The sequence below is a fragment of the Mycolicibacterium pallens genome (genome assembly GCF_019456675.1).
Lineage (GTDB): Bacteria > Actinomycetota > Actinomycetes > Mycobacteriales > Mycobacteriaceae > Mycobacterium > Mycobacterium crocinum.
On record NZ_CP080333.1, the window covers coordinates 2,108,742 to 2,132,926 of the forward strand.

The 24,185-nt window shown below is 66.1% G+C and carries 25 protein-coding genes; 20 read left to right on the forward strand and 5 right to left on the reverse strand.

The genetic code is table 11. The features are described 5' to 3' along the window. Position 1: 1 nt before the first annotated feature. From trmD to K0O64_RS10410, 4 genes are all read left to right on the forward strand, one after another. Entirely contained in the window at positions 2-688 is a 687-nt protein-coding gene (gene trmD, locus K0O64_RS10395; RefSeq protein WP_096311063.1) for a tRNA (guanosine(37)-N1)-methyltransferase TrmD, read from the forward strand. 112 nt (positions 689-800) lie between these two features. Continuing rightward, positions 801-1,574 carry an MEDS domain-containing protein gene (locus tag K0O64_RS10400; RefSeq protein WP_217353564.1) on the forward strand — a complete coding sequence of 258 codons (774 nt, stop codon included), beginning with the start codon at positions 801-803 and terminating at the stop codon, positions 1,572-1,574. Continuing rightward, positions 1,571-2,527, forward strand: a complete 957-nt coding sequence (locus K0O64_RS10405; RefSeq protein ID WP_096311064.1) for an anti-sigma factor RsbA family regulatory protein — start codon at positions 1,571-1,573, stop codon at positions 2,525-2,527. Before K0O64_RS10400 ends, K0O64_RS10405 begins: the two co-directional genes overlap by 4 nt. A 140-nt stretch (positions 2,528-2,667) precedes the next feature. Then, positions 2,668-4,884, forward strand: a complete 2,217-nt coding sequence (locus K0O64_RS10410) for an MDR family MFS transporter (RefSeq protein ID WP_096312787.1) — start codon at positions 2,668-2,670, stop codon at positions 4,882-4,884. Between the two features lie 13 nt (positions 4,885-4,897). Here K0O64_RS10410 and K0O64_RS10415 read toward each other — a convergent pair whose 3' ends face one another. Then, a complete protein-coding gene (locus K0O64_RS10415) occupies positions 4,898-5,830 on the reverse strand; it encodes a serine hydrolase (RefSeq protein ID WP_096312788.1) in 933 nt (310 codons plus the stop codon). A 311-nt stretch (positions 5,831-6,141) separates the two neighbouring features. On the opposite strand from K0O64_RS10415, the gene rplS reads away from it, so the two are divergent. From rplS to K0O64_RS10440, 5 genes are all read left to right on the forward strand, one after another. After that, positions 6,142-6,483, forward strand: a complete 342-nt coding sequence (gene rplS, locus K0O64_RS10420) for a 50S ribosomal protein L19 (protein ID WP_071946221.1) — start codon at positions 6,142-6,144, stop codon at positions 6,481-6,483. 53 nt (positions 6,484-6,536) lie between these two features. Then, entirely contained in the window at positions 6,537-7,373 is an 837-nt protein-coding gene (lepB, locus tag K0O64_RS10425; RefSeq protein WP_096311065.1) for a signal peptidase I, read from the forward strand. Between the two features lie 3 nt (positions 7,374-7,376). Then, on the forward strand, positions 7,377-8,090 hold the full coding sequence (locus K0O64_RS10430) for a ribonuclease HII (protein ID WP_096311066.1): 714 nt from the start codon (positions 7,377-7,379) through the stop codon (positions 8,088-8,090). A 49-nt stretch (positions 8,091-8,139) separates the two neighbouring features. Then, entirely contained in the window at positions 8,140-8,445 is a 306-nt protein-coding gene (locus K0O64_RS10435; protein WP_071946215.1) for a DUF2469 domain-containing protein, read from the forward strand. Positions 8,446-8,518: 73 nt separating this feature from the next. Next, positions 8,519-9,475: a zinc metalloprotease gene (locus tag K0O64_RS10440; RefSeq protein ID WP_125477424.1), complete on the forward strand. Its 957-nt coding sequence runs from the start codon at positions 8,519-8,521 to the stop codon at positions 9,473-9,475. A gap of 4 nt (positions 9,476-9,479) precedes the next feature. On the opposite strand, the gene K0O64_RS10445 is transcribed toward K0O64_RS10440, so the two are convergent. Beyond that, positions 9,480-10,658 (reverse strand): ROK family protein, encoded by a 1,179-nt coding sequence (locus K0O64_RS10445; RefSeq protein ID WP_096311068.1) that lies wholly within the window; start codon positions 10,656-10,658, stop codon positions 9,480-9,482. A 176-nt stretch (positions 10,659-10,834) separates the two neighbouring features. Here K0O64_RS10445 and K0O64_RS10450 point away from each other — a divergent pair, with 176 nt between their 5' ends. The 3 genes from K0O64_RS10450 (at position 10,835) to K0O64_RS10460 (ending at position 13,633) form a co-directional block, all read left to right on the forward strand. Then, on the forward strand, positions 10,835-12,055 hold the full coding sequence (locus K0O64_RS10450; protein WP_096311069.1) for an MFS transporter: 1,221 nt from the start codon (positions 10,835-10,837) through the stop codon (positions 12,053-12,055). Positions 12,056-12,176: 121 nt separating this feature from the next. Further along, positions 12,177-12,782: a hypothetical protein gene (locus K0O64_RS10455; RefSeq protein WP_096311070.1), complete on the forward strand. Its 606-nt coding sequence runs from the start codon at positions 12,177-12,179 to the stop codon at positions 12,780-12,782. A gap of 77 nt (positions 12,783-12,859) precedes the next feature. Beyond that, a complete protein-coding gene (locus tag K0O64_RS10460; protein ID WP_096311071.1) occupies positions 12,860-13,633 on the forward strand; it encodes an HAD-IIA family hydrolase in 774 nt (257 codons plus the stop codon). Positions 13,634-13,664: 31 nt separating this feature from the next. On the opposite strand, the gene K0O64_RS10465 is transcribed toward K0O64_RS10460, so the two are convergent. Then, positions 13,665-14,528: a sigma-70 family RNA polymerase sigma factor gene (locus K0O64_RS10465; RefSeq protein ID WP_096311072.1), complete on the reverse strand. Its 864-nt coding sequence runs from the start codon at positions 14,526-14,528 to the stop codon at positions 13,665-13,667. 80 nt (positions 14,529-14,608) lie between these two features. On the opposite strand from K0O64_RS10465, the gene K0O64_RS10470 reads away from it, so the two are divergent. The 5 genes from K0O64_RS10470 (at position 14,609) to K0O64_RS10490 (ending at position 19,100) form a co-directional block, all read left to right on the forward strand. Further along, positions 14,609-14,992, forward strand: a complete 384-nt coding sequence (locus tag K0O64_RS10470; protein ID WP_096311073.1) for a DoxX family protein — start codon at positions 14,609-14,611, stop codon at positions 14,990-14,992. Positions 14,993-15,167: 175 nt separating this feature from the next. After that, on the forward strand, positions 15,168-15,533 hold the full coding sequence (locus K0O64_RS10475) for a YraN family protein (protein WP_096312789.1): 366 nt from the start codon (positions 15,168-15,170) through the stop codon (positions 15,531-15,533). Beyond that, the gene (locus K0O64_RS10480) at positions 15,533-17,044 is read left to right on the forward strand and encodes a YifB family Mg chelatase-like AAA ATPase (protein ID WP_096311074.1); all 1,512 of its coding nucleotides are present in this window, start codon (positions 15,533-15,535) and stop codon (positions 17,042-17,044) included. The genes K0O64_RS10475 and K0O64_RS10480 overlap by 1 nt, the downstream gene beginning before the upstream one ends. Further along, complete coding sequence (dprA, locus tag K0O64_RS10485) at positions 17,041-18,174, forward strand: DNA-processing protein DprA (protein ID WP_096311075.1); 1,134 nt, start codon at positions 17,041-17,043, stop codon at positions 18,172-18,174. Before K0O64_RS10480 ends, dprA begins: the two co-directional genes overlap by 4 nt. Before the next feature lie 77 nt (positions 18,175-18,251). After that, positions 18,252-19,100 (forward strand): siderophore-interacting protein, encoded by an 849-nt coding sequence (locus tag K0O64_RS10490; protein WP_096311076.1) that lies wholly within the window; start codon positions 18,252-18,254, stop codon positions 19,098-19,100. Here the strand turns inward: K0O64_RS10490 and K0O64_RS10495 are convergent. Together K0O64_RS10495 and K0O64_RS10500 are read right to left on the reverse strand one after the other, a co-directional pair. Next, positions 19,097-22,072 carry an MMPL/RND family transporter gene (locus tag K0O64_RS10495; RefSeq protein ID WP_096311077.1) on the reverse strand — a complete coding sequence of 992 codons (2,976 nt, stop codon included), beginning with the start codon at positions 22,070-22,072 and terminating at the stop codon, positions 19,097-19,099. The two genes, K0O64_RS10490 and K0O64_RS10495, sit on opposite strands and share 4 nt — an antisense overlap. Continuing rightward, the gene (locus K0O64_RS10500) at positions 22,069-22,500 is read right to left on the reverse strand and encodes an MmpS family transport accessory protein (RefSeq protein ID WP_096311078.1); all 432 of its coding nucleotides are present in this window, start codon (positions 22,498-22,500) and stop codon (positions 22,069-22,071) included. Before K0O64_RS10500 ends, K0O64_RS10495 begins: the two co-directional genes overlap by 4 nt. A 164-nt stretch (positions 22,501-22,664) precedes the next feature. Between K0O64_RS10500 and K0O64_RS10505 the strand changes: the two genes are divergently transcribed. From K0O64_RS10505 to K0O64_RS10510, 3 genes are all read left to right on the forward strand, one after another. Next, entirely contained in the window at positions 22,665-22,982 is a 318-nt protein-coding gene (locus tag K0O64_RS10505; protein ID WP_096311079.1) for a metal-sensitive transcriptional regulator, read from the forward strand. Between the two features lie 24 nt (positions 22,983-23,006). Then, the gene (locus K0O64_RS30425; protein ID WP_096311080.1) at positions 23,007-23,174 is read left to right on the forward strand and encodes a DUF8730 family Cys-rich protein; all 168 of its coding nucleotides are present in this window, start codon (positions 23,007-23,009) and stop codon (positions 23,172-23,174) included. 113 nt (positions 23,175-23,287) lie between these two features. Beyond that, a complete protein-coding gene (locus K0O64_RS10510) occupies positions 23,288-24,181 on the forward strand; it encodes a tyrosine recombinase XerC (protein ID WP_425574805.1) in 894 nt (297 codons plus the stop codon). Positions 24,182-24,185 lie beyond the last annotated feature (4 nt).

Here is a 24,185-nt window from a genome sequence, read left to right on the forward strand (position 1 = left end):
GATGCGCATCGACGTCATCTCGATCTTTCCCGAGTATCTCGACCCCGTCCGACAGTCCCTGCCGGGCAAGGCGATCGAGTCGGGCATCGTGGATTTTGCCGTGCACGATCTGCGCCGCTGGACTCACGACGTGCACCACTCGGTCGACGACGCCCCGTACGGCGGCGGTCCCGGCATGGTCATGAAAGCCCCGGTGTGGGGGGCGGCTCTCGACGAGATCTGCACTGAGGAAACCGTTCTCGTGATCCCGACGCCGGCGGGGCGGCTGTTCACCCAGAACGACGCGCAAGCGTGGACGGGGGAGCGGCACCTGGTTTTCGCCTGCGGCCGTTACGAAGGCATCGATCAGCGGGTGGCCGAGGACGCGCGCCGGCGGATGCGGGTCGAAGAGGTGTCGATCGGTGACTACGTGCTGGCCGGCGGTGAGGTGGCGGCGTTGGTGATGATCGAGGCGGTGGTGCGGTTGCTACCGAACGTGATGGGCAATCCGCGCTCGCATCAGGATGATTCGCACTCACCGGAGAAGGACGGTCTGCTCGAAGGGCCGAGTTACACCCGGCCGCCGATCTGGCGTGAGCTGGCCGTGCCGGATGTGCTGCTCTCGGGCGATCACGGCAAGGTCGCCGCCTGGCGTCACGAGCAGGCGGTGCAACGCACGCGAGAACGCCGGCCTGACTTATTGGATTGAGGCGTTGCTCTTAATCGAACACGGCCCGACTGCGTGAGCCTATGCTGGAGCAGTGCGGGCATCGATGGTCATGGGCTCCGTGGAGGGCTTCGGCCCACGAGACCATGTGTGTTTGGCCTATGACGACCCCGCTACCTTTGCGACGAAGGCCAAGGCCTTTTTGGCCGACGGCCTGGCCCAAGGACTCCAGGTCCGGTATGTGTCGGCGGGTTCGTCGGACGAAATCGCGGATCTGAGGGAGTGGCTGCTCGGCGAGCTGGCCCCGGATCGTGCCGATGCGGTGCACATAGAGTCGGTTCGAGGCACGTACGGCGTGGGGCATGTCGTGTCCGGAGTCAAGCAGGTGGCGGCGTATGCGGCGGCCACGTCGGCGGCGCTGGCGGCCGGCTTTGCTGGGCTACGGGTTGCGGCCGATGCCACGCCGCTGGTTGTAACACCGGCGCAGCTAGATGCCTTCGCCCGCTATGAACACCAGATCGATCGGTACATGATCGGTCACCCGTTCTCGGCGATGTGCGGGTATGACCGGGCAGTGCTCGGGGCCGACGCGGTCGCGGAGCTGGCCTGCATGCATCCGGTCAGCAACGCCAGAACAATGTTCCGATGGCATGCGGCCGAATCGGGCGTGGCGCTGGCGGGCGAGATTGACCGGTCGGTGCAGACCCTGTTTCGGAAGGCGTTGCGCCGCACCGATTTAGCGCAGGGCGAGCCTGTCGACATCGACGTGGCCGGCCTTGATTTCGTCGATCATCACGCCATCGTCGAACTGGACGAACTCGGGCGGCAACACCAGGCGCGGATAGTCCTTCGCAATCCCGGCTACTTGGTGGCACGGATCGTCCAGCTGATGAATCTCGATTTCGTCGGCGTGGGGGAGTCAGCGTGAGGTCGGGCGCAGCATCAGGGACGAAAGGCTACTTTCACGAGGCGGCGCTGTACGGCAGCGACGACGAATTTCTTGCGATCGTGCTGCCGTTCCTCGCCGACGGGGTAGCCGCCGGAGAACCAACGCTCGTCACCTTGGGTGAGGCCAATAGCCAACTGGTCCGTTCGGCGCTGACGAAAACCCGCGGCATTTCCTTCCTGTCGGGGGAGATGCAATATGCCCGGCCGGCCGCCTCGATCCGCGCGTACCAGGAGTTGATGGCAGAGCACACGCGCAAGGGTGCCACTCAGATCCGCATCGTCGGGGACGTCCCGCATCCCGGTGTCGGTGTGGAGTGGGGGTGGTGGGCGCGGTACGAAGCCGCCGTCAACGACGCCTACAACGCGTACCCCGTGTGGGGTTTGTGCCCCTACGACGTGCGCCACACGCCCGCAGAGGTGCTCGCCGACGTGACCCGTACCCATCCGCATCTCGCCACCGTTGACGGTGGGCATGTGATCAACCCAGACTTCGTCGACCCCACCGGATTTCTTGCCGGCCTCATCAACAACCCGCCACCGCCCGAACCCGAACCGCCGTCTATCACGCTGACGAATCCCACCGCAGACGCGGCGCGGTCTGCGGTTAGGCGCATCGCCGAGCAATCTCTGACGGCGCTCGGCGACTCAACGGTGAGCGACATGATCTTCGCAGTCAGCGAGGGCGTGGACAACGCGATGGTCTATGGCACCGCGCCGACGACGCTGCGGATCTGGAATTACCGCGATCGGCTCGTCGCCCATGTCACCGACGCGGGCGCCGGCCCGACGGATCCTTATGCCGGTCTTCTGCGCGCTTCCGACACCACAGGCGCCGGTCTCGGACTATGGCTGGCCCACCAAATGTGCGCTGATGTCACGCTGCATCGCCATCGCGGCGGATTCACCCTGCGGATAGCGACGACCAACAACTGAGGTTGCGCGACGGTAACTCGGTCGCGTGCAGACTTTTTGGCTGGTTGCGTTGCAGCCGCCCGGATTTCACCGGTCTGAAGAGCGGTCCTGGTGACTGAGCGCACGGCACCGTCGGCGGTTACCCGGTGATGCTGCAGGGTATGAAAGAGTGCGTGACTCGTCCATCCACCGGCGCTCCGCCAGCACCGGCGGCTGCGCAGGTGACGGGCCGGCAGCGCAATTTCGTCTTTCTGGCTGTCGTGCTCGGCATGCTGCTGGCGGCCCTCGATCAGACCATCGTCGCTACCGCGCTGCCCACCGTCGTCGCCGACCTCGGCGGAGCCGGCCACCAGTCCTGGGTGGTCACGAGCTATCTGCTGGCGTCCACGATCGTGACCGCGGTGGTCGGCAAGCTCGGCGACACCTTCGGCCGCAAGACGGTCTTCCAGGCCGCGGTGCTGTTCTTCCTCGCCGGCTCGGTGCTGTGCGGTCTGGCCGGATCCATGTCCATGCTGGTCGCCTCCCGGGCGCTGCAGGGGATCGGCGGTGGCGCCATCACGGTCACCGCGGTCGCGGTCATCGGCGAGGTGATTACGCTGCGCGAACGCGGCCGATACCAGGGCGCCCTCGGCGCGGTCTTCGGCGTCACCACCGTCGTGGGCCCGCTGCTGGGCGGGCTGTTCACTGACCACATCGGGTGGCGGTGGGCGTTCTGGATCAACGTCCCGGTCGCCGTCGTGGTGCTGGCCGTCGCGGCGGTGGCGATTCCGGCGCTGGGCCGCACGGCCCGGCCGGTCATCGACTATCCCGGCATCGTGCTGGTCGGCCTCGGCGCGGCCGGACTCACCCTGGCCACCAGCTGGGGCGGGACCACCTACGCCTGGGGTTCGCCGACGATCATCGGACTGTTCGTCGGCTCGGTGGCGGTGCTGGTGGCTTTCGTGTTCGTCGAAAAGCGTGCGGCCGAGCCGATTCTGCCGATCCGGCTGTTCGCCGACCCGGTGTTCACGGTGTGCTGTGTGCTGTCGTTCGTCGTCGGCTTCGCGATGCTCGGTGCGCTGACGTTCCTGCCGACGTACATGCAGTTCGTCGACGGGGTGTCGGCCACAGTCTCGGGCCTGCACACGCTGCCAATGGTGTTGGGCCTGCTGGCCACATCGCTGACCAGTGGTGTGATCGTGGGTCGCACCGGGCGCTACAAGATCTTCCCGATCGCCGGCACCGCGATCATGGCGGTCGGGTTCATTCTGCTGTCGCTGATGGACGCCCATACCTCCACGCTCGTGCAGTCGCTGGACCTGCTGGTCCTCGGTGCCGGGATCGGGCTGAGCATGCAGGTGCTGATCCTGACCGTGCAGAACACCGTCGACTTCACCGATCTGGGTGTCGCCACCTCGGGTGTCACGTTCTTCCGCACGATCGGTAGTTCGTTCGGTGCCGCGATCTTCGGTTCGCTGTTCAGCAACTTTCTGGCCGACCGGCTGCCGCCGGCCCTGGCCGCCAGTGGCGCCTCACCCGAGGCCGCGCAGTCACCGCAGGCGTTGCACAAGCTTTCGCCCGCGGCGGCCGCGCCGATCATCGACGCCTATGCCGACTCGTTGAGCAAGGTGTTCCTGTTCGCGGCGCCGGTGGCGATCGTCGGCTTCGTGCTGGCGCTGTTCCTCAAACAGGTTCCGCTGCGCGACGCGGCCGCCACCGGCAGCACCGACCTCGGCGAAGGGTTCGGTATGCCGACCACCGAACCGGCCGAAAAGGTGCTGGAAGTGGCGGTCAGCCGGCTACTGCGGGAAAGCCGGGGCCAGCACCTGCCGGCCCTTGCCCGGGCGGGCGGCACCCGCCTCGACGTCCCGCTGATGTGGGCGGCGCTGCAGATCTACCGGCACGCACAGGTGGCCGGTGCGGCGGACCTCAGCGCCGTCGCGTCGCAGCACCGGGTGCCCGTCGAAATTCTGGAGCCGACGTTCGACCGGCTGGTCGCGACCGGCTACGCCCAGCGCAGCGGCGATCAACTCTGGCTCACCGCGGCCGGCGCCGCTGAGGTCAACCATGCGCGCAACATGCTGGCGAGCTGGATCACCGACACCCTCACCCGCTCGCCTGCCTTCGAAGGCAGGCCCGACCGGATGCAGGTGCAGGGCGCGATCGAGCGGATCGCGCGCAGCGTGCTGGAACAGAACGACGACGAGAGCGCCCAGGCCACCCGTCCGATGGTGCTCGGTCCGCAGCGTGCGGCCAGTCCGACCGCGCCGACAACACGGCTGGCCAGCCCGATGGCGAGCGCGACGGCGGTGGCGACAACGGCAGGCAACGAACCGACCCGGCCGTTTCGGGCGCGGGCCGAATTCCGTCAGCCGCCGCCGGGACCGCCGCGCCGTTAGTGGTGATGCGGGATCAGATCCGCCCGCCGGGGAACATCGTCTTGACGGCTTGGGTCATGGTGTTGCGCGCGGTGGCGTCGTCGACCGGCTGCAGTGAGGCCATGGCCAGAACGAAGCGACGGTCCGAGCCGATCACGCCGGTGGACATGTGCAGCCAGTTGCCGCCGTTCCAACAGCACATCCAACCTTGTTTCACCGCAACGGGTTCGGCGAACAACCCGTCGGGAATGCCGAACCGCTGCGGGTAACCGTCCACGCCGGTGGGAGTCGACGCCGACAGATCGCCGAGGATGGCGGCGGCCTGCGAGGCGGGCAGACCGCCCGCGCCGTCGAGCAGCATGTCGTAGTAGCGGACCAGATCGGCGGTGGTGCTCATGGTGTTCCACCAGTTGCCGTCGTACGGTGCGGTGGTCGAGGACAGTCCATAGCGCGCGGTGACCCGGCTGATGATTGCGTTGCCGCCGCCCTCGCCCCAGAACACCTCCGCGGCGCTGTCGTCGGACGACCGCAGCATCACGTCAAAGGACTGTTGCTCCTCGGGTGTCAGCTGGCGCTGCCCCTTGGCCACCTGCATCAGTAGGTCGTCGGCGATGAACAGTTTGCTGACCGAGGCCACCGGGAAGGGGGCGTCGTCACCGCCGGTGAGGACCTTCCCGGTCCTTCGGTCCAACAGGGTGAAGCTGATGTCGGCGCCGTCCTGAGCGGCCTCGGAGGCGGCTTGCTTGGCCAGCACGTCCAGATTGGCCAACGATGCCGGGGGTGCGTCGGGCAGGGGATCGATGGCGGGAGATTGCGCGATGGCATTCGGATCGGCAGACAGCAGATTCACCGGGCGGGCCGCTGCGTCGCTGGCGCCCGCGTTCACCTCTGCGGACGAGGCGGCCACCAGGACGCCGATCAGTGCCGCTGCGGTGCCCGTGACCAGCATCGACAGATGCCGTCGCATGTCCATCTCCTTGAGGGCCTGGTGGAACGCTGAGATCCGGGGTGCCGCGTTGCCGCCCGACCGTAGTCCAGGTTAACGGTATCTTTTCTACACCGCGCGATTAGCTGACTGACAGATCAACGGCACCTCGGCGGGTCGCGCGATTTCACTGCTCGCGGTGCATCTGGCACAATTGAGCAGTTGCCGCGCGGGCTGGGACTTTTCCGCCTGCTGCGCCATACACCACGTGCCCGAATCCATCGGCCCGGCGACCGCCAGCGCGTTTTGCGCAGGCAGGTGGCTGCGCCGCGAACCGCAAGGAAGTGTCACCGATGAACACGCTGGACTTCGTCGACCAGGCGTCGCTGCGCGACGACATTCCGACCTTCAGCCCCGGGGACACCATCAATGTCCACGTGAAGGTCATCGAGGGCAACAAGCAACGCGTTCAGGTCTTCAAGGGTGTCGTGATCCGTCGTTCCGGCGGCGGCATCCGCGAGACCTTCACCGTGCGCAAGGAGAGCTACGGCGTCGGCGTCGAGCGCACCTTCCCGGTGCATTCGCCCAACATCGACCACATCGAGGTCCTCACCCGCGGTGACGTTCGTCGCGCCAAGCTGTACTACCTGCGCGAGCTGCGGGGCAAGAAGGCCAAGATCAAGGAAAAGCGCTGAGCTCCGACGCGTGCGCGGCGTGAGCAGTCAGCTGGTCTGACTACGCTAACGACGTGACCGACACAACGGGCTCGGACGACTCCACTCCGGACAACGCCACGCAGACGGACGTTCCGGGCGGCAAAGCCGCTGACGACACCCCTGAGACGGGGGAAAAGAAAAAGAAGTCCGCGCTGCGCGAAGGCGCGATCCTCGTCGCCATCGCGATAGTCCTCTACTACGTGATGCTGACGTTCATCGCGCGTCCGTACCTGATTCCGTCGGAATCGATGGAGCCCACCCTGCACGGCTGCGCAGGCTGCGTCGGCGACCGGATCATGGTCGACAAGGTCACCTACCGGTTCGGTGACCCGCGTCCCGGTGACGTCATCGTCTTCAAGGGGCCACCGAACTGGAACGTCGGATACAAGTCGATCCGGTCCACCAACACCGTGGTGCGCTACATCGAAAACGCGCTGTCCGTGGTCGGGTTCGTGCCGCCCGACGAGAACGACTTGGTCAAGCGCGTCATCGCGACCGGCGGCCAGACGGTGCAATGCCGCGCCGACACCGGGCTGACCGTCGACGGCAAGCCGCTCACCGAGCCGTACCTCAACGCGCAGACGATGATGGCCGACCCGCTGGTGTACCCGTGCCTGGGCAACGAGTTCGGTCCGGTCAAGGTGCCCGACGGCCGGTTGTGGGTGATGGGGGACAACCGCACGCATTCGGCGGATTCGCGGGCCCACTGCACCAGCACACCCGCCGACGCCCAGAAGGGCATTTTGTGCACCGGCGACCCGACGGCCGGCACCGTGCCGGTGAGCAACGTGATCGGCAAGGCGCGGTTCATCGCGTGGCCGCCGTCTCGCTGGGGTGGTGTGTCCTCGTTCGACCCGCAGCAGGGCTGATCCGTGCCGGCGATGACGTGGCCGCCGCGGACGGTGATCCGCAAATCGTCAGGACTGCGGACCCTCGAATCCGCTTTGTACCGAAGCGGTTTGGGCCCGGTGGCCGGGGTCGACGAAGTCGGCCGGGGTGCGTGCGCAGGCCCGCTGGTGGTGGCGGCCTGTGTGCTGAGCCCGAATCGTCTCGAGAGTTTGGCCGCGCTCGATGACTCCAAGAAGCTGAACCACGCCGAGCGGGAGCGCCTGTTCCCGATCATCAAGCGCTACGCGCTGGCCTATCACGTGGTGTTCATACCGGCGCCCGAGGTGGACCGGCGCGGGGTGCACGTGGCCAACATCGAGGGCATGCGCCGCGCGGTGGCGGGGCTGTCGGTGCGACCGGGATATGTGCTGTCCGACGGATTCCGGGTGCCGGGGTTGCCGATGCCGTCGCTGCCGGTGATCGGCGGGGACGCCGCGGCGGCCTGTATCGCCGCGGCCAGCGTGCTGGCCAAGGTCAGCCGGGACCGGCTGATGGTGGCGATGGACGACGAACATCCGGGTTACGGCTTCGCCGAGCACAAGGGATACAGCACGCCGGCGCACAGTGCGGCGCTGAACGACCTGGGACCGTGCCGTCAGCACAGGTTTTCTTACATCAATGTGCGGCGGGTGGCCCGCTCCGGTGGTACGGAGATGGTGATGGAGTGCCCACCCCCGCAGCAAGACGATCAGGTGTGAGTCAAGATGGATAGCACCACGACCGAAGACAAAGAGGGCCGCTGAACCGATGAGTGCCGAAGATCTCGAAAAGTACGAGACCGAGATGGAGCTCTCGCTGTACCGCGAATACAAGGACATCGTGGGGCAGTTCAGCTACGTCGTGGAAACCGAGCGCCGCTTCTACCTGGCCAACAGCGTCGAGCTGGTGCCGCGCAACACCGACGGCGAGGTGTACTTCGAGCTACGCCTGACCGATGCCTGGGTGTGGGACATGTACCGCCCGGCGCGGTTCGTCAAGCAGGTCCGGGTGATCACGTTCAAGGACGTCAACATCGAAGAGGTCGAGAAGCCCGAGCTGCGGCTGCCCGAATAACGCTACCGCGCAACGCATTTACGTGTGAGCGACGAATCGCTGACGTACACTCCGTCCTAACTCAAGGGGGAGTATGTCGTCAACGGTGTGGTTGCGGGTAGGGGCGGCGAGTGCGACCGTGTGCGCGGTCGTGGCGGGATGTTCGTCCACTCAGCCTGAGGCGCAGCCGACGGCGGCCGAATCTGCGGTGACGCCGAGTGTCGCCGCGGCCAGCCCGGACAAGCCCGACCACCTCACGGCGGGCACCGACAACGTCGTCACCTTCGACTTCATCTACCCCGAGGGCGATGCGCACTGGACCGACGAGGCCAAAGCCTCGCTCACTGACGCCGCCAACGCCGTCGCCGCCTATCTCGAGGTTCCCAAACCCGTCACCATCACCTACAAGGTCGCCGACGACAACGAACCGAACCACCTCGCGCAGGCTGCCAGCGATCGCGTCGATGACGACTCGCCCGGGTACTTCCGCACGGTGGTCCAGCAGAAGCTGATCACCGGTGAGGATGCCAACGGCGCCTTGCCCGACGGCGATATCGACGTCAACTGGAACGCGAACTGGGCGCTGAGCGACGACGCCGTCACCGAAGGCAAGGACGACTTCAAGGCGACGATCATGCACGAGTTGGTGCACACGCTGGGCTTCGACACCGGCATCTCGGGCCCGGGGTCGCCCCAGGGCAAGAACCACCCGACGTTCGACAGCTTCATCGTGACTGCCGACGGCACCAAGGTGATCAACGACGACTACACGTTCAACACCGCTTTCGAGCCGAATCTCACCGGCGGCGACGGCGGACTGTTCTTCGGCGGGCCGAATGCGATGGCGGCCTACGACGGCAAACCGGTGCCGCTGCTCACCGACCCGGAGTGGAACGTCAGCAATGTCGCGCACCTGAATGGCCACGTCTTCACCGGTGAGAACAAGAAGATGATGAATCCTGGCGACGACGGTGACGGAGCGGAAGTGCGGGTGCTCAGTCCGGTCGAGCTCGGCATCCTCGCCGATCTGGGCTACCGGGTGCGCCAATAGGTCATCAGCGCAGCGATGCGTCGATCGCGTCCGCGGACAAGATCTTTTCCAAGACCAGCGCCGCGCTACCAATATTGCCCGCCTTATCGCCATAGGTCGACGGGACGACCTGAAGATGCCGAGTCGCGAGCGCAGTTGCGTTGCCGTACAACGTCTCTCGTAACCCGGCCACGAAGACGTCGTAGGCGCCTGACATGTCGCCGCCGACGACGAGCACCTCGGGATTGAGGAGGTTCACCGCTGCGGCGATCACTTCGCCGACGTGGCGGCCACTTTCGCGCAGTAGCCGGCGCACCTCGCCGTCGCCGTGATTGGCCAGTTCGACGACATCGCGAATGTGGTTCACGGCTCGGCCCTGCTCCTGCAGCGTGCGGACCAGCGCCCACCCGCCGGCGACGGCCTCCAGGCATCCGGTGTCGCCGCATCGGCACGGGATGCCTGCTGCAGCGGCGGTCTTGTTGTGGCCGAACTCGCCGGCCGCGCCGACGGCGCCGCGTTGCAGTACCCCGCCGGACACGATCCCGGCGCCGAGTCCGGTGGATGCCTTGATCAGCAGCAGGTCGTCGTGAATCTTCAGCGGGCCGCGACGTTCCGAGAGGGCCTGGACGTTGGTGTCGTTGTCGAGCACGATCGGCGCCGACGTCAGGTTGCGGAAGTACGGCTCCAGCGGGACGCCGTCCCATCCGCTCATCACCGGCGACGCCAGGCTGCAGCCACGCTGCTGGTCGACGGTTCCAGGCAGCGAGACCCCGACACCGAGTACGTCCTGAAGGGGCCTGCCGGTCTCGTCGAGCAGAACCTCCAGTCGCTTGACCAGGTCGGGCATCAGGTCGTCGGGGCCGATGCGGATCTCAGAGTCCATATCGGCCAGCGCCTGGATGTCGCCGGCGAGGTTGCAGACAGCCAATCGGGTGCGACTTCGTCCGATGGCTGCTGACAGCACCACTGCGGCCTCGGCATTGAACCGGACCAGTGCGGGGGGCCGGCCGCCGGTCGACGGTCCCTCTTCTCCTTCGGAGACCAGGCCGCGGCGCCCGAGTGCGGCAATGCGGCTTCCCACGGCCGTCCTGGACAGACCGGTCAGTTCCCGAATTTCGGTGCGGGTGGTGGCGACACCGTCACGGATGAGCCCGAAGATCTCCCCGGCGGTAGCGGGGGCGGCAGAACGCCTGGTGACGGGCACCTTTCCATTGAACCAAGAACTATCTGTGCTGCATAGCGATGGAGACACCCGTCACTTTCACCGAAATAAAACAAAAGTCGGTTGGTTGAGCGGTGTAAGTGGCGCTAGTGTCGGGGCAGGGATCGAGCGCTGCACTGCGGCAGCAACCGCCACCGCACAGAAAGGCGATAGCTCCCGTGACACTCACCTCCCGACCCGCCGCGCCGGCGGCTTCTCCCACGTTGTGCCCGACAAGAACAGGGCTGGGCATCCTGGCCCTGGCGCTGGGTTCGTTCGGCATCGGCACCAATGAGTTCGTCGCGATGGGCCTCTTGCCCGAGATCGCCGGTGGACTGCACATCTCCGAGCCGACCGCGGGCCATGTGATTTCCGCCTATGCGCTCGGCGTTGTGGTCGGCGCCCCGGTGCTGGCCGCGATGACCGCGAAGTTCAACCGCAAGATCGTGCTGATGAGCCTGATGGCGTTGTTCGCCATCGGCAACGTGGCCACCGTCCTGGCGCCCAACTATCCCGTTCTGATCGGAGCACGCTTCCTTGCCGGCCTCCCACACGGCGCGTATTTCGGCGTCGCCGCGCTGGTGGCCGCGCGGCTCCTCGGACCCGAGCGGCGGGCCAAGGCGGTCGCGCAGGTGATGACGGGGCTGACGGTGGCGACCGTGGTCGGGGTGCCGCTGGCATCCTGGCTGGGGCAACTGTTGGGCTGGCGCAGCGCGTTCGCGTTGGTCGTCGCTATCGGCTTGTTGACGTTGGTGGCGATCTGGATGTGGCTGCCGGATATCGGCCGGGGTCACGCCACGAGCACTCGCACCGAACTGGACGCGTTGCGGCGCCCGCAGGTGTGGCTGGCGCTGCTGATCGGCATGGTGGGCTTCGGCGGCATGTTCGCCGTCTACACCTACATCGCCACCACGTTGACCGACGTGTCGGGAGTGCCGCGCTCCTGGGTTCCCCTGGGCCTGATGGTTTTTGGTGTCGGCATGGTGGTCGGCAACTTCGCCGGCGGTCGGGTGGCCGACCGCTCGGTCATCCGCGGGCTGTACCTCTCGATGACGTCGTTGGCGGTGGTGCTGGCGGTCTTCGTGGCCGCCGCGCACAACCCGTTCACCGCCATGGTGCTGCTGTTCGGCATCGGTGCGAGTGGCGCGGCTATTGCGCCGGCGTTGCAGACCCGGCTGATGGATGTCGCCGCGCGGGCGCAGACGTTGGCCGCGGCACTGAATCACTCGGCCTTGAATATCGCCAATGCGTCAGGTGCGTGGATCGGGGGGCTGGTCATCGCCGCGGGTTACGGCTACACCGCTCCGGCGGCGGCGGGCGCGGTGCTTGCTGTCACCGGACTGGTGGTGTTGACCGTCTCGGTGGCACTGCAGCGTCGTCCTTCGGTGGTGTCGTCATGATCCGAGCCCTGATGGCTCTTCGCCGGCTGCGTGAGCCCCTGTGCGTCGATGTGTATCTGCCTGCGCGGCAACGTCTCACGATCGTCGTGGGAGAGCGAGCCGTCCGCCGCGAGGCCAGCTGATGACCGAGCACGTGATCTTTCGCTACGACCCCGACCATCAGCCGCAGATCACCTTCCGCGGCGTTGCGAGCGGGTGCGCCGGCGGTATGAACACGCTGACTGAAGCGCGTGCGTCATATCGGACCTGCCTGTCGGTCCGGCTGCACGTCGACCGGCGTGCGTTACCGCCGGTCGTCGAACACATCGAAGGCTTGGTCAGTGGAATGTGGGTGCGCACCAAAGTCGGTGCCGTGCACCGGGATAAATCCAGCGAGAGGATGCTGCTGCAAATCCTGCTGGCCGAGCAGACCGGTTTGCGCGACGAGGTAGCCCGACTGTCGTCCGCGGGGGCGGAGCCGGTGGTGGTACTGGTCGAACCCGACCAGATCCTCGGTACGTTGCTCGATCAGATGTCGGCGCGGGACGCGTTGCTGGCTGTCCATTCCGACGACAACGGATCGGTAGGATGGAACGTTCTGTATGGCACGGATTCGATAGGCGCACAGGATGTTCCGCGGGTCAGCGATGACAGCGCGTTTCGAGCGATGTCGTTGTCCGGGTTCACCCAGACGTGTACAGGTGGCCGAGTGGTCCTGCGTGGGTCGGCGGCCGGACTCGCGTCATGACTCCGCTGCTTGATCACGGGGTTGGCAGCTCGGTGTCGGGGAACACTGATGCTGAGAACATGCGCGAAGGGAGGGCCATGCGTGCGACGCCGCAATGCTGGCTGACCGATATGGACGGCGTCCTGGTCCGCGAGGAGCACGCGCTACCCGGGGCCGCGGAATTCTTGCAGTGCCTGATCGACAAACAGCGCCGGTTCCTGGTCTTGACCAACAATTCGATCTACACCCCGCGTGATCTGGCGGCGCGGTTGGCGCGCTCAGGGCTGGACGTGCCGGAGGCGGCGATCTGGACCTCCGCGCTGGCCACGGCGGCGTTCCTCAACGATCAGCTGCCGGGTGGGTCGGCGTATGTGATCGGTGAGGCGGGGTTGACGACAGCGCTGCACGAGGCGGGGTACACGCTGACCGATACGGGCCCGGACTTTGTGGTGCTCGGGGAAACACGGACGTATTCGTTCGAGGCGATCACCAAAGCGATCCGGTTGATCGGTCGGGGTGCCCGCTTCATCGCCACCAATCCGGATGTGACCGGTCCATCCGCCGAGGGGCCGCTACCCGCGACTGGGTCGGTGGCCGCGTTGATCACCAAGGCGACCGGGCGGGAGCCGTATTTCGTCGGCAAGCCGAACCCGATGATGTTTCGCAGTGCGTTGAATCGCATTGAGGCCCATTCGGAAAGCACGGTGATGGTCGGCGACCGGATGGACACCGATGTGGTGGCCGGTATCGAGGCGGGACTGGAAACCATTCTGGTGCTGACGGGTTCGACGACGATCGAGGATGTCGAGCGCTATCCATTCCGGCCGGCGCGGGTGCTGCCGTCGATCGCGGAGGCGATTGATCTGGTGTGAGGCCGCGGGGTGAACGCGGGTTCGGACCGCTCTAGGGCTCCGGCAGAGCCAGCGTCGCCAGACGCACGGGGTCGGTGATCGATGAAATAGCGCTCAGTCGACCGTCTTTCACCGTGCACACCATGAGGCCAAGGGGTTTACCCCGGCTGCTCCATGCCGCAATTCCCGGCGTCCCGTTGACCAGAACGCGCCGCGCGGTCACCTTCGCGCGTCGTCCGCGGCGCACCGCATCGACCGCTTCGGCGGCGCCGACGGTGACAGTGACTCCGCGTGCGGTGTGGTGCTCCCATTTGATGTCGGGCGCGAGAACGTCGAGTAGGGCGTCGAAGTCACCATCGCGGACGGCCTGCAGGAATGCATCGACGACGGCACGCTGCTCGTGGAGAGCGGATGGGGACGTCGGTGCCGCGCGGACCTTCCGCCGCGCACGGCTTGCGGCCATTTTCGTCGCACCCGTCGTCTTGCCGACGATGCCGGCGATGTCGGAGAACGGGACGGCGAACATGTCGTGCAGAACGAACACCAGCCGTTCCTCAGGGCCGAGTGACCCCAGCACAGCCAACAGTGCGATGCCCACCAAGTCGGCCAGCACAGCAGAGTCTTCCGGCCCGTCGACGTCATCGGCGACGACAAGTTCGGGGGAACCATCGCCAAACGGAACCTCGGCCCTGGCCGCGCGGGCGCGTAACATGTCGATACAGACACGACCGATAACCGTGGTGAGCCAGCCGGCGGGATTGTCGACCGATGCCGGGTCTTGCCGCGCGAAGCGCAGCCACGCCTCCTGCACAGCGTCCTCGGCGTCGGCGTATGAACCCAGGATTCGGTGCGCAATGGTCAGCAAGCGTCCTCGCTGCGCTTCGAATTGCTGCTCTCTGCTGGTGTCATGCGTCATGTTGTTACCTCGCGTCGGCGGAACCCGTCATCACCAATGACGAGTCCGGAAGGACTGAGGTAACCACAGAGAGCGAGATCATGAACACGATGCTTTGGGTTGTTGCCGGCATACTGTCGGTTGCGTTCGCCGTCGGCGGTGCCAGCCAGATCCTGCTGAGTAAAGCCCGCTATCGGGCTCTGTCGGCCAGTCAACATTGGGTCGATGATTTCAGCCCTGCTCACGTCAAAGCGATTGGAACCATCAAATTTCTCGGCACCGCAGGGCTGGTGCTCCCCGGGCTGGTGAACGTCGCGCCGACATTGGTTCCACTGGCGGCCACCGGGCTGATGTTGTTCATGGCGGGTGCTGCGACGACTCGCTTCCGGCGCAGTGAATGGGTGTCGATGTTCGGTGATGTCGTATTCATCTGCGTGTTTGCCTTGGTGGCGTGGGGCCGCTTCGTGCTGTATCCCATCACGTGAGTTCGGTGGCGTGTGACACCCGGCTTCGGTGTGCATGGCGACAGCAGAGGTCCACCTCATCAGCGTGTTGAACTCCGCTGTGGATGAACCCGGATCTGGGGATAACTAACGGTTCTCACGCAATTTCGGGTCATCGGTGTCGACGGGTGTCGGACGGGTGGTCGACGCTGCATCCATGACGACGTTGACGCGCAATCAACTTGGTGCGCTCGGGGAGCAGCTGGCGGTCGAGCATCTCGAGGCGCTCGGGTTGCGGATCGTGACCCGCAATTGGCGGTGCCGCTACGGCGAACTGGACATCATCGCCGCCACCCGAGATCGCGCGGTGGTGTTCGTGGAGGTGAAGACCCGCACCGGTGACGGGTTCGGCGGGTTGGAGTACGCGGTCACGCCCGCGAAGGTGCGTCGCATCCGCCGGCTGGCCGGAATTTGGTTGGCCGGCCAGGATCAGCGTTGGGCGGCCGTGCGCATCGATGTGATCGGGGTGCGCATCGGTCGGCAGCGCACTCCGGAGATCACCCACCTGCGTGGGGTCGGCTGATGGCATTGGGACGGGCCTACTCGGTCGCGGTGCGCGGGCTGGACGGTGAGATCGTCGAGATCGAGACCGACATCACCTCGGGGCTGCCCGGCGTCCATCTCGTGGGACTGCCCGATGCCGCGTTGCGTGAGTCCCGCGATCGCGTGCGTGCGGCCATCACCAACTGCGGAAACGACTGGCCGCAGTCGCGCCTGACCCTGGCCCTCTCGCCGGCCACCCTGCCCAAAACCGGCTCGCTCTATGACATCGCCATCGCCGCCGCCGTGCTCTCGGCGAGTCACAAGAAGCAGTGGGATCGACTGGAGAAGACGGTGTTGTTGGGAGAGTTGGCACTCGACGGGCGGATTCGCCCAGTGCGTGGCGTACTACCCGCGGTGCTGGCCGCCAAGAAGCAGGGCTGGCCCACCGTGGTGGTGCCCATCGTGAACCTGGCCGAGGCCAGCCTGGTCGACGGTATCGAGGTCCTCGGGGTTCGCACACTGCAGCAGTTGCAGGGCTGGCTCAAGGGAAAGGCCGCTCTCGCCGACCGGGTCGACGCGCGGGTATCGCAGGCCGAGCAGGTCGCCGACCTGGCCGATGTCGTCGGCCAGAGCCACGCCCGGTTCGCGGTCGAGGTCGCCGCTGCGGGGGCGCATCATCTCATGCTCACCGGTCCGCCTGGTGTCGGGAAAACAATGCTGGCGCAACGCCTCCCGGGGCTGTTGCCCGAACTCACGGAAAGCGAGGCCTTGGAGGTGACGGCCATTCATTCGGTGGTCGGTATGCTCTCGGAGACCACCCCGCTGATCACCCGGCCGCCGTTCATCGCACCGCACCACTCGTCGAGTGTGGCGGCACTTGTCGGCGGCGGCTCGGGCATGGCTCGCCCGGGTGCGGTCAGTCGCGCGCACCGCGGCGTCCTGTTCCTCGATGAGTGCGCCGAGATTCGGGTCAGTGTCCTTGAGTCTTTGCGAACACCCTTGGAAGACGGGGAAATCCGGCTCGCCCGACGTGACGGTGTGGCGTGTTACCCGGCGCGGTTCCAACTTGTGATGGCAGCCAACCCCTGCGCGTGCGCCAAGACCGACCCGAAGGACTGTATCTGCACGTCGCTGGACAAGCGACGCTATCTCGGCAAGCTGTCCGGCCCGCTCATGGATCGCGTGGACCTACGGGTGGAGATGCACACGGTGCGTGCCGGTGCTTTCGCGCCCGAGGCCGCGGAAAGCACTGCGGCCGTGCGTGATCGGGTCGGACAGGCCCGCGCGGCGGCCGCCGAACGTTGGCGTCGCTATGGTTTCACCACCAACGCCGAGGTGACTGGTTCGGTGTTGCGCCGAAAGTTCCGGCTCGACAGCACCGCGATGGCGCCACTGAAGACCGCACTGGAACGCGGTGTGTTGAGCATTCGTGGTGTCGACCGATCCTTGCGGGTCGCGTGGACGTTGGCGGATCTGGCCGGCCGAACGATGCCCAATGTTGACGACGTCGCCGTGGCCCTGAGCTTCCGCCAGGCAGGAGCGAAGCCATGACCGACGACGTCACCACCCTGGCATGGGCGTATCTGTCCCGGGTGGCCGAACCGCCCTGCGACGAGATCGCGACGCTGGTCGGCGAGGTCGGCCCGGTGGAAGCGTCCCAGCGGGTCGCTGCCGGCGAGGTGAGCGACGCGTTGCGCGAACGCACGGCCGCCCGACGCGATATCCACGCGGCGGAAGCTGATCTCAACCTGCTGGAGCGGCGCGGTGGCCGGCTGATCACCCCCGACAGCGACGAGTGGCCGACCTTGGCCTTCACGGGCTTCGGTGGGGCGGCCGTGCGAGAGCGGCCGCAGGGCCGACCACCCCTGGCGCTGTGGGCGATCGGACCGGCCCGGCTTGACGAGGTCGCCGAGCGATCGGCGGCCATCGTCGGGACCCGCGCATGTTCGAGTTACGGCGAACACGTCGCAGCCGAATTGGCCAACGGGTTGGCCGAGCGTGAGGTCACCGTGGTCTCCGGCGGCGCCTATGGCATCGACGGCGTCGCACATCGTGCTGCGCTGGCCGCCGACGGGCCGACGGTGGCGGTACTGGCCGGCGGCATCGACGTTCTGTATCCGGCCGGACACTCGTCGCTCCTGCACCGGATCAGTAATGCGGGCCTGCTGCTCACGGAGTATCCGCCGGGCGTGCGGCCGGCGCGGCACCGCTTTCTGACCCGCAATCGCCTGGTCGCGGCGCTGGGTGCGGCCACGGTGGTGGTGGAGGCGGGGGTGCGCAGCGGGGCGGCGAACACCGCGGCGTGGGCACGGGCTCTGGGCCGGGTGGTGTGCGCAGTGCCCGGCCCGGTGACGTCGGCCTCGTCGATGGGGTGTCATGTGCTGTTGCGCGGCGGTGCCGAGCTGGTGACGCGGGCCGACGAGGTCGTTGAATTGGTCGGCCGAGCAGGCGAATTCGCCGATGAGGAGCCGCGGCCGACAGGTCCGCTCGACGGTTTGAGCGATGCCGAGAAACAGGTGTACGAGGCGCTGCCCGCCCGCGGTGTGCGCAGTGCCGACGAGATCGCGGTGGCCTCCGGCCTGGCGCCCACCGCGGTGCTCGGCCCGTTGGCGATGCTCGAGATCGCCGGGCTGGCCCGCCGCGACGACGGCTGCTGGCGGTTGGTGCGTACACCGCCCTGACCGACGTGGACGGCCACAACCCGAGGTCGAAACGTATAGTCAAGGCGGTTGGCTAACGATTCTCGTCGGGAGGCGATGTGGCCGGTCGACCACTACACACATTCCAGGTTGTCAGCACCGAGCAGCTGGCCCCGCACATGGTGCGGGTCGTCCTCGGTGGCACCGGGTTCGACACCTTCACACCTGGTGAGTTCACCGACTCCTACGTCAAGTTCGTCTTCGTACGTGACGACGTCGACGTCTCGTCGCTGCCGCAACCGCTGACGCTGGACAGCTTCAAGGTGCTGCCGCCCGAACAGCAGCCCACCGTGCGCACTTACACGGTGCGCCGCGTCGATCCCGAAGCGCGCCAGATCACCGTCGACTTCGTGGTCCACGGCGAGCACGGGGTGGCCGGGCCGTGGGCCGCTGCCGCCAAAGCCGGCGACACCATCCACCTGATGGGACCTGGCGGAGCGTACTCGCCGGACCCGGCCGCCGACTGGCACCTGTTCGCCGGTGACGAAGCGGGCCTTCCCGCGATCAGCGCTGCTCTGGAAGCGTTGCCGCTCAATGCTGTTGGCAAAGCCTTCATCGAAGTCGCCGGACCCGAGGACGAAGTCGAGCTCAACGCACCGGAATCCGTGGCGATCAATTGGATCTACCGCGGCGGGCGCGCCGATCTCATCGGCGACGACCGGGCCGGTGATCACGCCCCGCTGATCGAGGCCGTGACCACCACCCCGTGGTTGCCGGGCCAAGTCCAGGTCTTCATTCACGGCGAAGCCCAAGCCGTCATGCACAACCTGCGGCCCTACATCCGCAAGGAGCGCGGCGTCGACGCTAAGTGGGCGTCGATCTCCGGCTATTGGCGGCGCGGCCGCACCGAAGAGACCTTCCGGCAGTGGAAGAAGGAACTCGCCGAAGCCGAAGCCGGGGACGGTTAGGCCGGGGCGAGCACCTGGGTGTCGTCGTCGGCGTCCGGCTCCCTGGCCTCGGGTCTGGACACTGCGGGCATCCGCTCGCTGTAGGCCGGGCGTTGGCGCACCCGCAGCGGCCACCAGAACCAGGGCCCGAGGATCGCGGCGATCGACGGTGTCATCAACGACCGGACGATCAACGTGTCGAGCAACAACCCGATGCCGATCGTCATGCCGCCCTGGCCTACGTTCAGCAGGTCGCCGGAGATCATCGAACCCATCGTGAAGGCGAACACCAGTCCCGCGGCGGTCACCACGGTGCCGGTGCTGCCCATGGACCGGATGATGCCGGTGTTGATGCCGGCACCGATCTCCTCCTTGAATCGCGACACCAACAGCAGGTTGTAGTCGCTGCCGACGGCCATCAGGATGATCACCGCGAATGCCAGCACGATCCAGTTCAATTCGATGCCCACGATCCGTTCGAAGATGAACACCGACAGGCCGAACGCGGCACCCAGCGAGATCACGACCGTGCCGACGATCACCATCGACGCCACCAGGGCGCGCGTGATGATCAGCATCACGATGAAAATCAGGGTCAGAGCAGCGAACGCGGCAATCATGGTGTCGTACTTCGCCCCTGCCTGCACATCGCGGTACGTGGCCGCGGTCCCGGTGAGGTAGACATCGGCGTTGGCCAGTGAGGTGCCCTTGATCGCCTCGTGCGCTGCCGTCAGCTGGTCGTCCACCACCGAAATGCCCGCCTCGGAGGCGGGGTTCACATCGTGGGTGACGATGAGCCGCGCCGCCTTGCCGTCAGGGGAGAGGAACAGCTTGAGCCCCTTCTGAAAGTCGGGGTTGGCGAACACTTCCGGTGGCAGATAGAAGTAATCGTCGCTCTTGGAGGCATCGAATGCCTCACCCATCGCGGTCGCGGTGTCGGTCATCTGCTGCATCTGCTGGATGAGCCCGTCGAAACTGCTGTGGATGGTCTGCAGCGTGTGCTGCATCGTCGTGGCGGTCGTGATGATCGGGCCGAACTCCTGCACCATCTGGGGCACCAGCGCGTCGATGTCGCCCATGCCATTGACCATCTTGTCCATACCGTCGACCATCGCGGTCATGTCGGTCTGCAGCGCGGCCATGTTGTCACTGAACGTGTTGACGCCGTCCATGGCGTCGAACGCCGAACGCACCGCAAAGCAGGCCGGAATGTTGAAACAGTGTGGCTCCCAGTAGAAGTAGTTACGGAACGGCCGCACCTCGTCATCGAAATTGGCGATGTTATCCCGCATCTGGTCCAGGGTGGCCTTCATGGTGTTCATGTCAGCGACGCTGCGATGCGCGGAGTCGACCATGCCGTTGGCCGAGCCGACGGTGGTGTGCATGGCGGTGGAGAACTTCACCATCAACGCCTGCATCTGCGTCATCGAAGCGATCATCGTGCCCATGTCATCACTCATCTTGCTGATGTCACCGACCCGCTCCTTCAAGAACTGAAGGTTCTGGGTGATCGGCACCGAGGACATGCTGATCTGGTACGGAATGGAACTGTGCGCGATGGGGGAGCCCAGAGGCCGCGTGATGCTCTGCACCATTGCGATGCCTTTGATCCTGAACAGCGCCTTGGCAATCCGGTCGAGCACGATCATGTCGGTTGGATTGCGCATGTCATGGTCCGACTCGATCGTCATGATGTCGGGATTGAGCCGGGCTGTGCTGAAGTGCTTTTCGGCTGCGGTGTAGCCAACGTTGGCCGGCACGTCGTCGGGAATGTAGTGCCGGTCGTCATAGCTCGTCTTGTAGCCGATCATGGCGAGTAGGCCGAGGAGCACGACACTGGTTGCCGCGGCCAAGATCGGTTTGGGCCAGCGGACCGTTGCGGTGCCGACCTTGCGCCACCCCCTGGTCTTCATCATCCGCTTGGGGTCCAGCAGTCCAAAGCGGCTGGCCACGACCAGAATGGCAGGGGCCACGGTGAGCGCCGCGGCCACGACGATGATCAGCGCCAGTGCCGACGGGTAGGCCAGCGAGTTGAAGTAGGACAGCCGGGTCAGGCGCAACGTCAGCATGGCGCCCGCGATGGTCAGGCCTGAGCCCAGAATGACATGCCCAACCCCGTGAAAAGCGGTGTAGTAGGCCGATTCCGGGTCCTCGCCATTTTGCCTGGCCTCGTGGTAGCGGCCGATCAGGAAGATCGCGTAGTCGGTACCCGCGGCGATCGACAACGCTGTCATCAGCGGAACCGAGAACGTCGAGAAGTCCATGATGCCCAAGTGGCCGATCACCGCGACCGCGCCACGGGCAGAACCCATCTCGATCCCCACGATCGCCAAAATGAGCAGCACCGTGCTGAAGGACCGGTACACCAGAGCCAGCATGATGGTGATGACGATCATCGTGACCACAGTCATCTTGATCATGCCGCGGTCACTCGCCTCGAGTGAGTCTGTGGTCAGCGGCGCAGGCCCGGTGACATAGGCGTGCAGGCCCGCCGGGGGAGGGGTGTCAGCGATGATCTTGCGGACGGCGTCCACCGAATGGTTGCCCTCGGTGCTGCCCTGGTCGCCGGCGAGGTTCAGTTGGACGTAGGCGGCCTTGCCGTCACTGCTTTGCACGCCTGCGGCGGTGATCATGTCACCCCAGAAGTCGTGAACGTGCTCGACGTGCTTAGTGTCGGCGTTGAACTTGCCCACCAGCGTCTCGTAGTACCGGTGCGCGGCCTCACCCAGCGGTTGATCGCCGACCAGCACCACCATCGCGATGCTGTCAGAGGTCGACTCACCGAACTTTTGTCCCATCCGCTTGGCGGCGATCACCGAGGGAGCATCCTGTGGTGACATCGACACGGCATTGGCCATGCCGACCTTCTCGACCTGAGGGACAAGCAGATTCACCGCGGCGGTGAAGGCCACCCAGACCAGGATGAGCGGGACCGCGAGCGCTCGGATGGTGCGGGGAACCCGGGTGCGAGTGTCCTTCTCGTGCGCGCTCATGCGGCTTTGTCCAGACAGAAGGCCTGGGCGTCGCGGCCATTGGCGAAGTTTTCGGCGACGAGCTTGTCGTCGACCAGGATGCGGCAGCCGAGTGCGTCGGTGTCACCCTGAGCGACGACATTGGCCAGGACACCGGGGTCGGTCGTGCTCACTGTCACGGACCACGGCAGTTCGGTAAAGGCCGCCTCTCGGGTCTTGCCGTTGACGTCGAGGTAGCTCACCCGACCGGAAGCGCCTGGCGGGCCGACGATCTCATACGTCACCCGCTTGGTGTTGATCGGCTTGATCGCGTCGGCCGGCATCTCGGCGGTGGTGTAAGGCTTGTCGGAGTCGAAGAACGTTCGGAGCCGGCTGACCACGCCGACCGCTGCTACCAGGGCGATGACGACGATCGCCACCACCCAGAACCGTTTCAGCAAGCCAAACATTGGGGGTATGCCCTCCTCGACCGTCGTTTCGTCATCGTCACGGCATCGACACGCTGCGTTTAGAGCACAAGGTCATCTCCTCGCAGGTACCACCGGACTCTGGCCGCATTCCGCAGCCGTTGTCCTCAGTAGTAATACCATAGGGGGTATGGTATACAGAAACTATGCGAGATCCGAAAGTCGACGACGCGGGCGTCGAGAATCAGCAGCCCCGGTGTGATGTCGCTGTGGAGGCGGCGCTGAACCGATTGCGGCGCGTTCACGGCCAGCTCGGCGGTGTGATCGGCATGATCGAGGACGGACGAGGATGCAAAGACGTCGTCATCCAGCTCGCTGCTGTATCAAAAGCGTTGAACAGGGCCGGATTCGCCATCATCGCTAGTGGGCTGCGAGACTGCCTCGACCCGTCGGATGACAAGGCGGTCGGCGCCAACGACCTCACCATCGAAGAACTCGAGAAGCTGTTCCTGAGCCTGGCCTAGCCAGCGGTATCGAAAGGAAATCTCATGTGTCGTGCCGTCACTTGTCGTAAGTGTGGAAAGACGACCTGGGCGGGGTGCGGTATGCACGTCGACGCCGTACGCCGAGGTGTGCCTGCCGGGCAGTGGTGCCCGGGTCACGCGGCGAGCGAGACGCCGCGATCGCGCTGGAATCCGTTCAAGCGCAGCAACTGATGCCTCACCCGGTCTGCGACTGGTAACAGGCAGGACACGGTGCCGCGTCGGTCGGCCGCGGTAACGCTCGCGGGTGCGAACGTAGAGGCGTGGACCCGAGCGACTACGCGGCGATCCTCGACGAGTACGCCGAGCACCTCGCATTGGAGCGCGCCCGCTCCGAGCACACCCAACGGGCCTATCTCACCGATCTGAGATCGCTGTTCACCTTTCTCGATGAACGCGCGCCCGGCGCCGGGTTGGCAGGTCTGACCCTGCCGATCCTGCGCTCATGGCTGGCCGCCCAGTCCGCGAGCGGAGCGGCCCGCACGACCCTGGCCCGCCGCACCTCGGCGGTCAAGACGTTCACCGCCTGGGCGACCCGACGCGGACTGCTGGCCGACGACCCGGCCGTGCGGCTGCAGCTACCCAAGGCCCGCCGCACGCTACCCGCGGTGTTGCGCCAGGACCAGGCCATGGCGGCCATGGCCGCTGCCGACCTGGGTGCCGAGCAAGGCGACCCGCTCGCGCTGCGCGACCGATTGATCGTCGAGATGCTCTACGCCACCGGCATCCGCGTCAGCGAACTCTGCGGCCTCGACATCGACGACGTCGACACCGGCAGGCGGGTCCTGCGCGTCCTGGGCAAGGGCAACAAACAGCGCACCGTGCCGTTCGGAGCGCCGGCGCTGGCCGCGCTGACCGCCTGGTTGAGCGACGGCCGACCCGAACTCGCGACCGCTGACTCGGGCCCAGCGCTGCTGCTCGGCACCCGCGGCAAGCGACTGGACCCCCGCCAGGCCAGAACCGTCGTGCACCAAACCATGTCGGCGGTCGACGGCGCGCCCGATATCGGTCCGCACGGTCTGCGCCACAGCGCCGCCACCCACCTGCTCGAAGGTGGCGCCGACCTGCGCATCGTCCAAGAGATCCTGGGTCATTCTTCGCTGGCCACCACGCAGCTCTACACCCACGTGACCGTCGCGCGCCTGCGCGCGGTGCACGATCAGGCGCACCCGCGCGCCTGAACGC

Excerpts from the sequence above, each read along its gene's own strand:
- trmD (WP_096311063.1), top strand. The coding sequence starts at position 2 with ATGCGCATCGACGTCATCTCGATCTTTCCCGAGTATCTCGACCCCGTC.
- K0O64_RS10410 (WP_096312787.1), top strand. The coding sequence starts at position 2,668 with ATGAAAGAGTGCGTGACTCGTCCATCCACCGGCGCTCCGCCAGCACCG.
- K0O64_RS10415 (WP_096312788.1), bottom strand. The coding sequence starts at position 5,830 with ATGCGACGGCATCTGTCGATGCTGGTCACGGGCACCGCAGCGGCACTG.
- rplS (WP_071946221.1), top strand. The coding sequence starts at position 6,142 with ATGAACACGCTGGACTTCGTCGACCAGGCGTCGCTGCGCGACGACATT.
- K0O64_RS10435 (WP_071946215.1), top strand. The coding sequence starts at position 8,140 with ATGAGTGCCGAAGATCTCGAAAAGTACGAGACCGAGATGGAGCTCTCG.
- K0O64_RS10440 (WP_125477424.1), top strand. The coding sequence starts at position 8,519 with ATGTCGTCAACGGTGTGGTTGCGGGTAGGGGCGGCGAGTGCGACCGTG.
- K0O64_RS10455 (WP_096311070.1), top strand. The coding sequence starts at position 12,177 with ATGACCGAGCACGTGATCTTTCGCTACGACCCCGACCATCAGCCGCAG.
- K0O64_RS10460 (WP_096311071.1), top strand. The coding sequence starts at position 12,860 with ATGCGTGCGACGCCGCAATGCTGGCTGACCGATATGGACGGCGTCCTG.
- K0O64_RS10465 (WP_096311072.1), bottom strand. The coding sequence starts at position 14,528 with ATGACGCATGACACCAGCAGAGAGCAGCAATTCGAAGCGCAGCGAGGA.
- K0O64_RS10470 (WP_096311073.1), top strand. The coding sequence starts at position 14,609 with ATGAACACGATGCTTTGGGTTGTTGCCGGCATACTGTCGGTTGCGTTC.
- K0O64_RS10475 (WP_096312789.1), top strand. The coding sequence starts at position 15,168 with ATGACGACGTTGACGCGCAATCAACTTGGTGCGCTCGGGGAGCAGCTG.
- K0O64_RS10480 (WP_096311074.1), top strand. The coding sequence starts at position 15,533 with ATGGCATTGGGACGGGCCTACTCGGTCGCGGTGCGCGGGCTGGACGGT.
- dprA (WP_096311075.1), top strand. The coding sequence starts at position 17,041 with ATGACCGACGACGTCACCACCCTGGCATGGGCGTATCTGTCCCGGGTG.
- K0O64_RS10495 (WP_096311077.1), bottom strand. The coding sequence starts at position 22,072 with ATGAGCGCGCACGAGAAGGACACTCGCACCCGGGTTCCCCGCACCATC.
- K0O64_RS10500 (WP_096311078.1), bottom strand. The coding sequence starts at position 22,500 with ATGTTTGGCTTGCTGAAACGGTTCTGGGTGGTGGCGATCGTCGTCATC.
- K0O64_RS10505 (WP_096311079.1), top strand. The coding sequence starts at position 22,665 with ATGCGAGATCCGAAAGTCGACGACGCGGGCGTCGAGAATCAGCAGCCC.
- K0O64_RS30425 (WP_096311080.1), top strand. The coding sequence starts at position 23,007 with ATGTGTCGTGCCGTCACTTGTCGTAAGTGTGGAAAGACGACCTGGGCG.